This window comes from Chania multitudinisentens RB-25 (genome assembly GCF_000520015.2).
GTDB lineage: Bacteria > Pseudomonadota > Gammaproteobacteria > Enterobacterales > Enterobacteriaceae > Chania > Chania multitudinisentens.
Map to the genome: position 1 here is coordinate 5,184,197 of NZ_CP007044.2, position 14,490 is coordinate 5,198,686.

Sequence of the window (14,490 nt, forward strand, 5' to 3'; positions counted from 1 at the left end):
GCTTATAGTGACAAGTCCTGTAGCCGCTCAGATAACGGTTCCTGAGTGGATTGTTCAGCGTCAATATCGTCCTTGACTTGTTGATACCAGGTCTGTTCATCCCACAGTTCAAACTTGTTGAACTGCCCAACCAGCATCACTTCTTTCGTGAGCCCGGCGTGTTGGCGCAACGTATTGGCTAACAACAACCGCCCGGCACTGTCCATCTGACACTCGCTGGCATGCCCCAAAAGCAAGCGCTGAACGCGGCGCTCGGCGGGATTCATGCTCGACAGGCGAGATAATTTTTGTTCAATGATTTCCCATTCGGGTAATGGATAAAGCAGCAGGCAGGGCTGATGGAGGTCAATGGTACAAACCATTTGGCCTTGCGATTCCTCATTCAGTAAATCCCGGTAGCGGGTAGGTACGGCAAGCCGCCCTTTACTGTCGAGGTTAACCATCGTTGCTCCACGAAACATAGTCGAGCTACCCCCTTGCGACCCTTTTCACCACTTTACTCCACAAATCCCCACATAATGGAGTTTACGGAGGGTATGAAAACCTTGTCAAGCCAGAGTAGAGGCGCTTTGGCAATATTTCTGTGATCATTCTGAGGGCTGACTCACGAAAAGAACGTCATTTATTAAAAAAATAAAAATTAACACCATGATAAAATAGGATAATTTTCAAAAAGAAATCAGATGATTAAAAAACTTACATAATTGGCGATTAATTAACTGATTATTTCCTTCTGCAATCCAAGTCTCACTTTTCAACCTGAAGCTCACCCCTTGCCCTTTGGCGGCAACCCGCGCTGGCAAAGCGCTGGCACAACATCGTTCGTTCAACCATAGATGCCGTAAGCTATTGACTTAATAAACCCCACCAATATTTCGCCATCAACGGCGCGCTATCTTACAGCAATTATTTTGCCAATGAAAAAGTCGCAGACAAAATATATTGAGCAGATATTACCAAGCTTGCCTATTTCGATTTAAATCAATGCGGTGAGATTATTCTTAAACATGTATTTAAAATTCAGATTACATTCTTTTACAAGTCTTCCTGCTGCCACATATCACCGCCTTGCGATATCTAAATCAAAAAAAGCGCAACTCACTGTTTGTGAGAATTTTATTGATAACCTCCATGTTTAATCCTCCTAACTTGGGTTTCCGTCTATCCGGTCAGAATAAAAACCATACCAATGCTAAAAATAAAAATATTTAGCTAGTTAAAAACGTCAACCAAGTTACATAAACTATTAAATAGGCGTTAAATTAGAATTTAACACCACATTAACACTAAAATTCAACGCGTTAACCTTAAATCATGGAGCCTACCCAATGTTTTCACCTGCTTCACGCTTACGCAGTGCCGCTGCTGATACTTTTGCCCTGGTGGTCTACTGTTTTGTGGCAGGTATGGCGATTGAGATCCTGATTTCTGGCATGAGTTTCAGTCAGTCGCTCTCTTCCCGTTTACTGTCAATTCCTGTCAACATTCTTATTGCCTGGCCCTATGGCCGCTACCGTGATTTCTTTATTACTACAGCCCGCCGTTTCGCGCATGGGCGATTTTTACTGCGTAATCTGGCAGATCTTTTGGCCTATGTCAGTTTTCAGTCACCGGTTTATGCGGCCATTCTGTGGAGTGTCGGTGCCGATGGGCAACAAATCATAGCGGCAGTGGCCAGTAATGCAGTGGTATCCATGGCGATGGGAGTGGTATACGGCTATTTTCTGGAATATTGTCGCCGGCTGTTTCGCATTGTGGGATATGTATAAAATCAAGGGCCTGCATACCGGCCCTTGCGGTTCATTTCCTGCTCAAGCTGCCACGGCGGAATAAGTTGCGACGAATGCGCGTCATACCCGGCTTAGGTTTGCGCGGTTCATCAAGACTTGCCAACACCAGTTCCAGCACCCGTTCCGCCACATCACGATGGCGCTGCGCCACTGCCAACACCGGGCACTCAAGGAAATCCAACAACTCATTATCACCAAAGGTGGCAATAGCCAAATCCGTAGGCAAACGGCCATACTGTTTCAGCGTTACGTCCATCACCCCTTGCAGCAAAGGGAAGGAAGTCGTGAACAACGCCTGCGGCATCGGATGCGTTTTCAACCACTCGGCAAACAACGCCCCGGCCGCTTCGCGCTCGTAGCTGTTAGCATACAGGTAATCCACCTGGCGCTCATCATCCTGCCAGGCCTGACGAAACCCCTGCTCACGCAGGAAACTCACCGAAAGTTCTGGCAAAGCCCCCAGGTACAACACCGATTTGGCCGGGAAGCTACGCAACTCTTGGGCGAGTGCAAAGGAATCCTCCTGATCGGCACCAACCACACTGATGAAATGTTCGCGATCCAACGCACGATCTAACGCAATGATCGGGAAAGGATCATTGGCCCAACGTTGATAGAAAGGGTGCTCTGGCGGTAATGCGGTAGAAACGATGATAGCATCCACCTGGCGTTGCAGCAGATGCTCAATACAACGCATTTCGTTATCTGGCTGATCTTCTGAACAGGCGATCAGCAGTTGGTAACCACGCTGGCGTGCCTGGCGTTCCAGATAGTTGGCAATGCGGGTATAGCTGGTATTCTCAAGATCCGGTATCACCAGCCCGATAGATCGGGTACGCCCGGCGCGCAGCCCCGCCGCGACAGCATTCGGATGATAGTTGTGCTCCCTGACCACGGCCATCACTTTTTCGACGGTTTTATCGCTGACACGATACTGTTTCGCCTTACCGTTGATGACATAACTGGCCGTAGTGCGCGAAACGCCTGCGAGACGCGCGATTTCATCCAGTTTCACATTAACCCCTTAATGACGCTGAAAACAGAATAGCAATAAAGATTGCGATTTTTACTCTTTCACTTTCAGATTGCGGCCAAATAGCGCCACAGTTTGCAAGAAGAAAGATAGCGATTAACCATGATAATCACTATGGTTATTCAACCCTGTCTTTGGATCTAACAGCAGAAAACCCAGCCGAGCAACCGCTTTTGCAGAAAGGTGCCTGCGAATGGGCAAAAAATAAAAAGAAAAGGCGCAACCCAGGTTGCACCCTTTGTCGCGAATCCAGCATTCGGCTTAGCGCATGATTTTATCACCGCGTGACACACCAACAATCCCTGAACGCGCTACTTCAACAATTTCTGCCACTTCACGTACTGTGTTGAGGAAAGCATCCAGTTTGTCACTGGTCCCGGCCAGCTGAACGGTGTAAAGCGAAGAGGTGACATCAACAATCTGGCCACGAAAAATATCCGTGCTACGCTTCACTTCTTCGCGCCCGTAGCCGCTGGCCTGTAACTTCACCAGCATGATTTCACGCTCAACGTGCGACCCTTGAACCAGTTCGCTGACGCGCAATACATCGATCAGTTTATGCAGTTGCTTTTCAATCTGCTCCAACACTTTTTCATCGCCAACGGTCTGAATCGTCATACGGGACAACGTAGGATCATCGGTCGGTGCCACCGTCAGGCTTTCGATGTTATAACCACGCTGGGAGAACAACCCGACCACGCGTGACAACGCACCGGATTCGTTTTCCAGTAATACAGATAAAATACGGCGCTTCATCAGGTTCTCTCCGTTTTGCTTAACCACATCTCGTCCATGCTTCCACCACGGATCTGCATTGGATAAACATGCTCAGTTTCATCGACGGTAATATCAACAAACACCAACCGTTCTTTTTCGGCCAGCGCCTGTGCCAGTTTGCTTTCCAGTTCATCTGGCGTGCGAATGGCGATACCCACATGACCGTAGGCTTCCGCCAGTTTCACGAAATCTGGCAGGGAATCCATGTAAGATTGAGAGTGGCGGCCAGAATAAATCATGTCCTGCCACTGCTTCACCATCCCCAGATAACGGTTGTTCAGATTAACCACGACCACGGGCAGGTTATATTGCAAAGCGGTAGACAGTTCCTGAATATTCATCTGAATACTGCCGTCACCGGTAACACACACGACGCTTTCTTCTGGCAAAGCCAGCTTCACCCCAAGCGCTGCTGGCAGGCCAAAGCCCATGGTACCCAGGCCGCCGGAATTGATCCAACGGCGTGGTTTATCAAACGGATAATAGAGCGCAGCGAACATCTGGTGCTGACCAACGTCAGAAGTGACGTAAGCATCACCTTTGGTCAAACGATGCAGCGTTTCAATCACCACCTGGGGCTTAATGGTGCTACCGCTTTTGTCGTAGCCCAGGCAGTCACGTGCCCGCCACTGTTCAATCGATTGCCACCAGTCACGCAACGCATCGAAATCCTGCACTTTGTTACTCTGCGCCAACAATTCCAGCATTTGTGCCAGTACCTGTTTGGCATCACCAACAATAGGAATATCTGCGTTGACCGTTTTTGAAATGGAGGTCGGATCGATATCAATATGCAACACCGTCGCATCCGGACAATATTTAATCAGATTGTTGGTGGTGCGATCGTCAAAACGCACTCCAACGGCAAAGATCACGTCGGAATAATGCATAGTGTTATTGGCTTCATAAGTACCATGCATACCCAACATCCCCACGCTTTGGCGATGAGTGCCAGGGAAAGCCCCCAACCCCATCAGCGTGCAAGTTACCGGTAGATTCAGTTTTTCCGCCAGTTGCAGCAGTTCTTCATGACAACCCGCATTGATCGCACCACCACCGACGTACATGATCGGCTTTTTCGCTGCCAGAATAGTTTGCAATGCACGTTTGATCTGCCCACGATGCCCCTGCACCGTAGGGTTGTAAGAACGCATGCTGATATCTTTCGGGTAGGCATAAGGCATTTTCACCGTCGGCCCGACAATATCTTTAGGCAGATCGATAACCACCGGGCCAGGGCGGCCGGTAGAAGCCAGGTAAAATGCTTTTTTCAGCACGGAAGGGATATCTTCCGTGCGTTTGACCAGGAAACTGTGCTTCACCACCGGGCGAGAGATCCCCACCATATCGCATTCCTGAAAGGCATCATAACCAATCAATGAACTGGGAACCTGACCGGAAAGCACCACCATCGGGATGGAATCCATGTACGCCGTAGCAATACCGGTAATGGCATTAGTCGCTCCAGGGCCAGAAGTGACGAGAACCACTCCCACTTCACCCGTTGCACGCGCATAGCCATCCGCCATGTGTACTGCACCCTGTTCGTGCCGCACCAGAATATGATCGATGCCCCCTACCGTGTGCAGGGCGTCATAGATATCAAGTACCGCCCCGCCCGGATAACCGAATACGTGCTTAACGCCCTGATCGATCAATGATCGAACGACCATCTCGGCTCCTGACAACATCTCCATGGGTTTGCCTCCAGGCTTGCTTATTTCTTGTTTGGCGCCCAGAACGAAGCGCCTGCTGCGGGGCAATGCCCCAAGATTATGGGTTGTCTGTAACTCATAAGGCTGTATCTCAGTATTGAACAACATCAACAGCGCTCTATGCTGGGATACAGCCTAACATAACGTCAGTCTATGAGGCAGGCAAACGGCAAAACAACATATTAACAACAAGGCTATTATCATTACGCTGAGGATAGAAGGAATTACAAAAACAATGCACTAGCCACAAGGAAAAATAACCAGGCATTGTTTTGAGAATGATGAAAATTACAGAATGATATCAAACAAAGTTCACACTGTTTTTTCACTAAGAATCATGCTCACACAGAGGTGACTCATGATTTTTCCTGATACATCGATTCAATTTCATTCTGGTAACGCTGTAGGATCACTTTGCGTCGCAGCTTCAACGTGGGCGTCAGTTCTCCCAATTCCATAGAAAATGCAGCGGGCAACAGAGTAAACTTTTTCACCTGTTCAAATAGCGCCAGCTCTTTTTGCCTGTCACGTAATCTGTTTTCAAACATTTCAATAATGTGGCTATTGCGCAGCAGTTCAAGCCGATCCTGATACTTCAAGTTAATCGATTTGGCATACTCTTCCAGCAACTCAAAACTCGGCACGATCAGCGCAGAAACAAACTTGCGCGCATCGGCAATAATTGCCACCTGTTCAATAAAACGATCCTGTGCCAGCGTACCTTCAAGCATTTGTGGTGCAATATATTTACCGCCGGAAGTTTTCATCAGATCTTTCAACCGCTCGGTAATAAACAGATTGCCGTCGTCATCAATCATGCCCGCATCACCGGTTTTCAACCAACCATCAGCGGTAAAGGTATTCGCCGTTTCCAACGGTTTGTTGAAATAACCACGCATCACGGTCGGCCCGCGCACCTGGATCTCATTCTCGTCGCCGATACGTACTTCCACACCGGGCAACGGTTTGCCGATCGAACCAAAGCGGAAATGATGTTCTTCCCAACAAGAAACTGTGGCACAAGTTTCCGTCATGCCATAGCCGTACTTGATGTTAACCCCCATCGCTTCGAAAAACAGGATGACATTGTCATCCAGTTTGGCTCCAGCCGCTGGCAGAAAACGTACTCGCCCTCCCAGGATTGCACGCAGCTTACTTAGCACCAGCTTATCCGCCCAGCGATGGGAAAGATCGAACAGTTTACCAAGTGGCCTACCTGCACGTTCCTGCAAAAACTTCCGTTCGCCACAAACCATCGCCCAGTGAAATAAAGCCCGGCGCAACCAAGGAGCACGCGCCACCTTTTCATGCACCGCACTGAAGATTTTTTCATAAAAACGCGGCACCGCACACATTAGCGTTGGCTGCACCTCAGCCATCGCTTCACGCACCCAGTCAGTATTCGGCAGATAGACGTTCTGAGCGCCGGAATGCATGATGAAGAAGCTCCAAGCCCGCTCAAAAACATGCGACATCGGCAAGAAACTGAGTGAAACGTCCTCTTCCGTTACCGTCAGGCGATCGTCGTGCAGTTGCAGTTGCGCCGCCATATTACGGTAATCCAGCATGACCCCCTTCGGTTCACCGGTCGTGCCAGAGGTATAGATCAGCGTAAACAGATCTTGCAGCTCTCTATCGGCGATTCTTTCCTGACGTACCGCATCAAAGCGTTCAATATCTACTTCACGTTCAAAATGGCTCAGATACTGGGCAATCTCGCAACCACGCAGATCAGCTGCGTCATCAAACACAATAATATGGGTAAGTTGCGGGCATACACCACGCAGCGCAATAGCAGCATCCAGTTGCTCCTGCGCACCCACAAAAACAATGCGAATGTCGGCATCATTGAGGATAAAAGCGGCCTGTGCTGCGGTGTTGGTTGCATACAATGGCACACTGACAGCACGTAGTTGCAGAATGGCCAGATCGGCCAGCGACCAAGCCATACAATTATTGGCAAAGATTGCAATACGCTCCTGCACATCAACATTCAGTGCCAGAAGCCCACTGGCAATATGATTCACATGAGTATCCACCTGTGACCAGGTCAATTGCGTCTCACCCTGAGGAGACCACTGGCGAAAGGCAATGCAGCCAGCGCGCTGGACGATTTGATGCTGTATACGTTGGGTCAGATGGTATTGCTGTAAATTGTTGGTCATAGCGCTCTATGCCTGAAAATGAGTCAAATGGTTAGCCATAATGGGATCTGATATCCCCTATCTCAGCTTACACGTGTTTACTTTTTTCCACTCAGTCTATCTACTCTCTATCGCTTGGAAAAGGGATTTCAGCGTAGAAGTGTGAGCTCAAGTCAAGATTTCTCCTGCTTCATTCTGTGGACTAAAGCATGGCTGGTAAAAAGATTTTATTCCGGGTTAACTCGAGTAGAAATAAACCAACAAACAGGGATAGGCAAAAACTCCAAACAGAAGATTTAAGGCAGAATATAATTTTATGAAAGAATTTTCTTAATATATTTCTTATAAATACAATTAAAAATAGCCACAGAGTTTTCTCGAAAAAAAATACAGGATATTTCTTAATTTAAATGCTATTCAGACTATTAACCCAGCGTAGACATAAGCACGCCGGGCTAATCAATCTTTCAATTAACGTAATAATTCTGACTGGCTAAGAACGGATTTCATCCACTGATGGCCTTTGTCACGCTCAGCAGATTCATGCCAGGAAAGATAACAGGTGATATTTTTTTCATCCCAAGGTAATGGAATAATTTTTAGCTGTAATGCTTGCACATGCTGCTCAGCAAACCAACGCGGAGTAATGGCCACCATTTCTGTCATCGCTACGATATTCAATACGCTGAACAGATCGGTGCATTGTTGCATGATGCTCCGCTGTGTCACTTCTTCGATATAATAAGGCTTGCTGAAGGAACAGAAACGTTCTAATGAGATAACCGCATGCTGCTCAGCCAGCATTTGTTCTTGAGTAACACGATCCCCTAACCGCGGGTGTGACTGCGCTGCCACCAGGCTCAGTTCATCCTCAAATAAGGCAACATTTCGAAACTCAAGCTGCTCAAAGCAGGTATAGCCAATAACAAATTCAGTTTCCTGATAACGCAGTTGGTGCTCAATGTTATCGTTCAGATAGGACTTGGTCTGCAAACGTACATAAGGTGCCATATTCTTGACATTATTGATTATCTTTGCAGTCAGGCGGATATCCAACGGGCTACAGATAGAAAACGTGAAAGTACGTTCACTGCTCAGGGCATCAAATCCCGCACCAGGCAGCTCATTCTGTACCAGTTGCAGTGCTTGGCGTACTGGTCCGAAAAGCTGGCGCGCACGCATGGTTGGTTGAATGCCTCGGCCAAAACGCACAAATAGCTCATCATTAAACATGATTTTCAAACGCGCGACAGCATTACTCACCGCTGGCTGAGACATACCCAGCGAATTGGCAGCCCGAGTAATATTCTGCATCTGCATGACTGCATCAAAGACAGTCAGTAAATTAAGATCCACGCTGCGCAAATGAATATCGCCATTTTCTTTTTCCAAGACAGTTCCTGAATTATATTCAGACATATCTAACTCCACTAAGTCCCATGTAGATAATTCCGCCAGCGCGCAGGGGTATATCATGTTAAAAATAACATTTAAGTTATTCCTACACTGCGGAATTAGTTATCCCTATTGACTATCCACTCAGGATAACAATCGAGCATCATCCTATAAAAATATGGCACAACGGCTAATATTAATGCTTTGTACGTAACATCCGATACATCTGATTCAGAAAGCATCGGCGGTATACAAACAAGTTGGCAGTATTTCGCGCTTAGACTAATAGATATCAAGTCAGTATCCATAATCCTATTGAATCAGACCATAAAACGGGATGAGGGACAACAAAGAGCGTCTAAAACAGGTCTGTTTAGTGTGACTTCATTGCTTTTGACAGGTCAGCATTCTAAATTCAATACATAAAAAGAATTTATCAATAAGAAATCATTCACACTCAAAATACTACCTCATACCACTCTCTCCCTTGTACTTCCTCACTTTTTCACCCCATGAATTTTAACTGAGCAATATGTAGAATCAATGCACTAGCACAACATTCCTGTCGTTTATGCTACAAAACTCGCAAAAAGACATTTTCTTTGCCCCTCAACCCATTCTTCATTTACCACATAAGTACGCTTATCTAAGGTATGAACAATCATCCGGTTATCAATCAAATGTTGACATCGCACCGCCAATAAAGTATCAAATTAGGCAACGAAAACATTTTCAGAGAAGCTGACCATAATGATCCGTACTCAACGTCTACTAGGCCTACTACTTAACGCATCTTTATTGCGCGGTATGTTGGTGGACAGAGTTCAGAGCTGATTCAGCCCATCAATCATCAGACCCGCGCTACTGCGCGGGTTTTTTTTTGCCCGCTTAGCGTGAAACACACTCGATAGGGAACAATCCAATGAGCCAACAAGTTATTATTTTCGATACCACATTGCGTGATGGTGAGCAGGCCTTGCAGGCCAGTCTGAGTGTGAAAGAAAAAATTCAGATCGCCATGGCGCTGGAAAGAATGGGGGTCGATGTGATGGAAGTCGGTTTCCCGGTTTCTTCCCCAGGGGATTTTGAGTCCGTACAAACCATCGCACGCCAGATCAAAAACAGCCGGGTTTGTGGCCTGGCCCGCTGTGTAGACCATGATATTGACGTTGCCGCCGAAGCGCTGCGCGTAGCCGAAGCTTTCCGCATTCATGTGTTTTTGGCCACTTCCACCCTGCACATTGAATCAAAATTAAAACGTTCCTTTGATGAAGTGCTGGAAATGGCCGTGCGTTCTGTGAAACGAGCACGCAACTACACTGATGATGTCGAATTCTCTTGCGAAGATGCAGGCCGTACACCAATTGATAACCTGTGTCGCGTCGTGGAAGCCGCCATCAACGCCGGAGCCACTACCATCAACATCCCTGATACTGTCGGTTACACTACGCCAAACCAATTCGGCGGCATTATCACCACTTTGTACAACCGTGTACCTAACATTGATAAAGCTATTATTTCCGTTCATTGCCACGACGATCTGGGAATGGCAGTGGGTAACTCCATCGCCGCAGTACAGGCCGGCGCCCGCCAGGTAGAAGGCACATTAAACGGTATCGGGGAACGCGCGGGTAACTGTTCATTGGAAGAAGTGATCATGGCGATCAAAGTTCGCCAGGATATTATGAATGTGCATACCAATATCAACCATCAGGAGATTTACCGCACCAGCCAATTGGTCAGCCAGCTGTGTAATATGCCCATTCCGGCCAACAAGGCCATCGTCGGTTCCAATGCGTTTGCTCACTCTTCCGGTATCCATCAGGACGGCGTGCTGAAGAACCGTGAGAACTACGAAATCATGACTCCGCAAACTATCGGCCTGAAGGATGTGCAGTTAAACCTGACTTCACGCTCTGGCCGTGCAGCGGTAAAACACCGTATGGAAGAGATGGGCTACAAAGAGCAGGATTACAATCTGGACGTTCTGTATGCTGCCTTCTTGAAGCTGGCCGACAAAAAAGGTCAGGTATTCGATTACGATCTGGAAGCTCTGGCCTTCATCAATAAGCAACAGGAAGAACCCGAGCATTTCAGCCTGGATTACTTCAGCGTACAATCTGGTAGCAGTATTATGGCTACTGCCTCAGTCAAATTGATTTGTGGTAATGAAGAAAAAGCCGAGGCAGCAACCGGTAACGGCCCGGTGGATGCGGTTTATCAAGCCATCAACCGTATTACCGAATACCCGATCGAACTGGTGAAATACCAGTTGACCGCCAAAGGCCAGGGCCGCGACGCACTCGGCCAGGTTGATATCGTCGTGTCTTACCAAGGCCGCCGCTTCCATGGCGTGGGTCTGGCAACTGACATTGTTGAATCTTCCGCCAAGGCAATGATTCACGTATTAAATAATATCTGGCGCTCACAGCAGGTAGAAAAAGAAAAGCAGCGTCTGCAACAAACCAAACAGCAAAATAATCAGGAAACGGTGTGAACATGACGAAGACTTACCATATTGCCGTCTTGCCCGGAGATGGCATCGGCCCAGAAGTAATGGCCCAGGCACACAAAGTGTTGGACGCGGTTCGCCAGCGCTTTGGTATCCGCATCTCCACCAGCGAATATGATGTTGGTGGTATTGCCATCGATCGCCACGGTACTCCACTGCCTGCGGCTACCGTCGCGGGTTGTGAACAGGCTGATGCCATTCTGTTCGGTTCGGTCGGCGGCCCCAAATGGGAACATCTGCCACCCGCAGAACAACCTGAACGTGGCGCGCTGCTGCCGTTGCGTAAGCACTTCAAACTGTTCAGCAACCTGCGCCCAGCGCGGTTGTATCAGGGGTTGGAAGATTTCTGCCCACTGCGCGCCGATATCGCCGCCCGCGGCTTCGATATCCTGTGTGTCCGTGAACTGACCGGCGGTATTTACTTCGGCCAGCCGAAAGGCCGTGAAGGCCAGGGCATGCACGAACGTGCTTTCGATACCGAGGTGTATCACCGTTTTGAAATCGAGCGTATTGCTCATATTGCGTTTGAGTCCGCCCGCAAACGCCGTGGCAAAGTCACGTCCATCGATAAAGCCAACGTGCTGCAAAGTTCGATTCTGTGGCGTGAAGTGGTTAATCAGGTTGCCAAGGATTATCCAGATGTGTCGCTGTCGCACATGTATATCGATAACGCCACCATGCAGTTGATCAAAGATCCATCCCAGTTCGATGTGCTGCTGTGTTCCAACCTGTTTGGCGACATTCTGTCTGATGAGTGTGCAATGATCACCGGCTCAATGGGCATGTTGCCTTCTGCCAGCCTGAACGAACAAGGCTTTGGCCTGTATGAACCCGCTGGTGGTTCAGCGCCAGACATCGCAGGCAAAGGCATTGCCAACCCGATTGCACAAATTCTGTCAGCCACACTGCTGCTGCGCTACAGCCTGGGCGCAGATGAAGCCGCAGATGCGATTGAGCGCGCCATCAACCAAGCGTTGGAACAGGGCTACCGTACCGCCGATTTGGCTGGCGCTGGCAAAGCAATCAGCACCGATGAAATGGGGGATATCATCGCCCGCTTCGTGGTTCAGGGGGCATAAATCATGGCCAAGACCTTATATCAGAAATTGTACGATGCCCACGTAGTGCATGAAGCACCGAACGAAACGCCGCTGCTGTACATTGACCGCCATCTGGTGCATGAAGTCACCTCTCCACAGGCCTTCGACGGCTTACGTGCAATGGGGCGTAAAGTGCGGCAACCAGGCAAAACCTTTGCCACCATGGATCACAACGTTTCAACTCAAACCAAAGACATCAACGCCAGCGGTGAAATGGCCCGCATTCAGATGCAGGAGCTGATCAAAAACTGTGCGGAGTTTGGTGTCTCGCTGTATGACCTGAATCACCCCTTTCAGGGCATTGTGCACGTTATCGGCCCAGAGCAAGGCATGACGCTGCCAGGCATGACCATTGTCTGTGGTGATTCCCATACCGCCACTCACGGCGCATTCGGTTCACTGGCCTTCGGTATCGGCACGTCGGAAGTTGAACACGTGTTGGCAACCCAAACGCTGAAACAGGGCCGTGCCAAAACCATGAAGATTGAAGTGACTGGCGATGCCGCCGAAGGCATCACCGCCAAAGACATCGTGCTGGCGATCATCGGTAAAACCGGCAGTGCGGGCGGTACTGGCCACGTCGTGGAATTCTGCGGTAAAGCGATCGAAGCGTTGAGCATGGAAGGCCGCATGACGCTGTGCAACATGGCGATTGAAATGGGGGCCAAAGCGGGCCTGGTGGCACCGGACGATACTACCTTTAATTACCTGCAAGGCCGCCAATTCGCGCCAACCGGGGCCAACTGGGAACAAGCGGTAGCCTACTGGCGCACGCTGAAATCCGATGCCGATGCCAAGTTCGATACCGTCGTCACCCTGCGCGCTGAAGATATCGCACCACAGGTCACCTGGGGCACCAACCCAGGCCAGGTTATCGCCGTTAATCAGGTGATTCCGGCTCCAGAATCCTTCAGCGATCCGGTTGAACGCGCCTCTGCCGAAAAAGCCTTGGCCTATATGGACCTGAAACCCGGTATCAAACTGACCGAGGTCGCGATCGATAAAGTCTTTATCGGCTCCTGCACCAACTCACGTATCGAAGATCTGCGTGCGGCGGCAGCGATCGCCAAAGGGCGTAAAGTCGCCAGCGGTGTACAAGCGATTGTGGTGCCAGGCTCTGGCCCGGTGAAAGCCCAGGCAGAAGCCGAAGGGTTGGACAAAATCTTTATCGAAGCGGGTTTTGAATGGCGCCTGCCGGGTTGTTCTATGTGCCTGGCGATGAACAATGATCGCTTGAACCCAGGCGAACGCTGCGCATCCACCAGCAACCGTAACTTCGAAGGGCGCCAGGGCCGTGGTGGGCGTACCCATCTGCTCAGCCCGGCAATGGCCGCCGCCGCCGCCGTCACTGGTCATTTCGCCGATATTCGTGAACTGCATTAAGGAGCACTACCGTGGCTAAATTTACTCAACATACCGGTTTAGTGGTGCCTTTGGATGCGGCTAACGTCGATACCGATGCCATTATCCCGAAGCAGTTTTTACAGAAAGTAACGCGTACCGGTTTCGGCCAACACCTGTTCAACGACTGGCGTTTTCTAGACGATGCCGGCCAGCAGCCTAACCCGGAGTTCATCCTGAACCAACCGCGTTACCAAGGGGCCAGCATCCTGTTGGCACGTGAAAACTTCGGTTGTGGTTCTTCCCGTGAGCATGCGCCTTGGGCTTTGACCGATTATGGCTTCAAAGTGGTGATTGCACCGAGCTTCGCCGATATCTTCTACGGCAACTCGTTCAACAACCAGTTGCTGCCGGTCACTTTAAGCGAACAAGATGTCGATACGCTGTTTAAGCTGGTCGCTGAAAACGAAGGAACTGAGTTTGTAGTGGATCTGGAAAACCAGACGGTGAATGCCGGGGGCAAAAGCTATCCGTTTGAGATCGACAGCTTCCGCCGCCACTGCATGATAAATGGTTTGGACAGCATCGGGCTGACGCTGCAACATGAAGCGGCTATCTCGCGCTATGAGGCCCAACAGCCAGCGTTTCTGAACTAAGAGTTGCCAACGCAAAACCAGAGGGGA

11 protein-coding genes are annotated in these 14,490 nt (G+C 49.2%); 5 read left to right on the top strand and 6 right to left on the bottom strand.

The window, feature by feature from the left end; all coding sequences use genetic code 11:
• Positions 1-2 precede the first annotated feature (2 nt).
• A complete protein-coding gene (gene mraZ, locus Z042_RS23085) occupies positions 3-461 on the bottom strand; it encodes a division/cell wall cluster transcriptional repressor MraZ (RefSeq protein WP_024910359.1) in 459 nt (152 codons plus the stop codon).
• An 867-nt stretch (positions 462-1,328) separates the two neighbouring features.
• Between mraZ and Z042_RS23090 the strand changes: the two genes are divergently transcribed.
• Positions 1,329-1,769, top strand: coding sequence for an L-alanine exporter AlaE (locus Z042_RS23090; protein ID WP_024910358.1), 441 nt, complete (start codon positions 1,329-1,331; stop codon positions 1,767-1,769).
• Positions 1,770-1,800: 31 nt separating this feature from the next.
• On the opposite strand, the gene cra is transcribed toward Z042_RS23090, so the two are convergent.
• The 5 genes from cra to leuO all read right to left on the bottom strand — a co-directional run bounded on the left by cra (position 1,801) and on the right by leuO (position 8,878).
• Positions 1,801-2,805, bottom strand: coding sequence for a catabolite repressor/activator (cra, locus tag Z042_RS23095; RefSeq protein WP_024910357.1), 1,005 nt, complete (start codon positions 2,803-2,805; stop codon positions 1,801-1,803).
• A 279-nt stretch (positions 2,806-3,084) separates the two neighbouring features.
• Positions 3,085-3,579 carry an acetolactate synthase small subunit gene (gene ilvN / locus Z042_RS23100; RefSeq protein ID WP_024910356.1) on the bottom strand — a complete coding sequence of 165 codons (495 nt, stop codon included), beginning with the start codon at positions 3,577-3,579 and terminating at the stop codon, positions 3,085-3,087.
• Positions 3,579-5,297, bottom strand: coding sequence for an acetolactate synthase 3 large subunit (gene ilvI, locus Z042_RS23105; protein WP_024910355.1), 1,719 nt, complete (start codon positions 5,295-5,297; stop codon positions 3,579-3,581). Before ilvI ends, ilvN begins: the two co-directional genes overlap by 1 nt.
• Before the next feature lie 374 nt (positions 5,298-5,671).
• Complete coding sequence (locus tag Z042_RS23110; protein WP_024910354.1) at positions 5,672-7,480, bottom strand: AMP-dependent synthetase/ligase; 1,809 nt, start codon at positions 7,478-7,480, stop codon at positions 5,672-5,674.
• A gap of 450 nt (positions 7,481-7,930) precedes the next feature.
• Positions 7,931-8,878, bottom strand: coding sequence for a transcriptional regulator LeuO (leuO, locus tag Z042_RS23115; protein ID WP_024910353.1), 948 nt, complete (start codon positions 8,876-8,878; stop codon positions 7,931-7,933).
• An 898-nt stretch (positions 8,879-9,776) separates the two neighbouring features.
• Between leuO and leuA the strand changes: the two genes are divergently transcribed.
• Genes leuA through leuD form a run of 4 tightly spaced genes read left to right on the top strand, consistent with a single transcriptional unit; the run spans position 9,777 to position 14,463 of the window.
• The gene (leuA, locus tag Z042_RS23120; protein ID WP_024910352.1) at positions 9,777-11,351 is read left to right on the top strand and encodes a 2-isopropylmalate synthase; all 1,575 of its coding nucleotides are present in this window, start codon (positions 9,777-9,779) and stop codon (positions 11,349-11,351) included.
• 2 nt (positions 11,352-11,353) lie between these two features.
• The gene (gene leuB / locus Z042_RS23125; protein ID WP_024910351.1) at positions 11,354-12,445 is read left to right on the top strand and encodes a 3-isopropylmalate dehydrogenase; all 1,092 of its coding nucleotides are present in this window, start codon (positions 11,354-11,356) and stop codon (positions 12,443-12,445) included.
• A gap of 3 nt (positions 12,446-12,448) precedes the next feature.
• A complete protein-coding gene (gene leuC / locus Z042_RS23130) occupies positions 12,449-13,849 on the top strand; it encodes a 3-isopropylmalate dehydratase large subunit (RefSeq protein WP_024910350.1) in 1,401 nt (466 codons plus the stop codon).
• Between the two features lie 11 nt (positions 13,850-13,860).
• Positions 13,861-14,463 carry a 3-isopropylmalate dehydratase small subunit gene (gene leuD / locus Z042_RS23135; RefSeq protein ID WP_024910349.1) on the top strand — a complete coding sequence of 201 codons (603 nt, stop codon included), beginning with the start codon at positions 13,861-13,863 and terminating at the stop codon, positions 14,461-14,463.
• The last annotated feature ends 27 nt before the right edge of the window (positions 14,464-14,490 follow it).

Coding starts and splice junctions, on each gene's coding strand:
- Z042_RS23110 (WP_024910354.1), bottom strand. CDS start 7,480: ATGACCAACAATTTACAGCAATACCATCTGACCCAACGTATACAGCAT.
- mraZ (WP_024910359.1), bottom strand. CDS start 461: ATGTTTCGTGGAGCAACGATGGTTAACCTCGACAGTAAAGGGCGGCTT.
- leuA (WP_024910352.1), top strand. CDS start 9,777: ATGAGCCAACAAGTTATTATTTTCGATACCACATTGCGTGATGGTGAG.
- Z042_RS23090 (WP_024910358.1), top strand. CDS start 1,329: ATGTTTTCACCTGCTTCACGCTTACGCAGTGCCGCTGCTGATACTTTT.
- ilvN (WP_024910356.1), bottom strand. CDS start 3,579: ATGAAGCGCCGTATTTTATCTGTATTACTGGAAAACGAATCCGGTGCG.
- ilvI (WP_024910355.1), bottom strand. CDS start 5,297: ATGGAGATGTTGTCAGGAGCCGAGATGGTCGTTCGATCATTGATCGAT.
- leuC (WP_024910350.1), top strand. CDS start 12,449: ATGGCCAAGACCTTATATCAGAAATTGTACGATGCCCACGTAGTGCAT.
- leuO (WP_024910353.1), bottom strand. CDS start 8,878: ATGTCTGAATATAATTCAGGAACTGTCTTGGAAAAAGAAAATGGCGAT.
- leuB (WP_024910351.1), top strand. CDS start 11,354: ATGACGAAGACTTACCATATTGCCGTCTTGCCCGGAGATGGCATCGGC.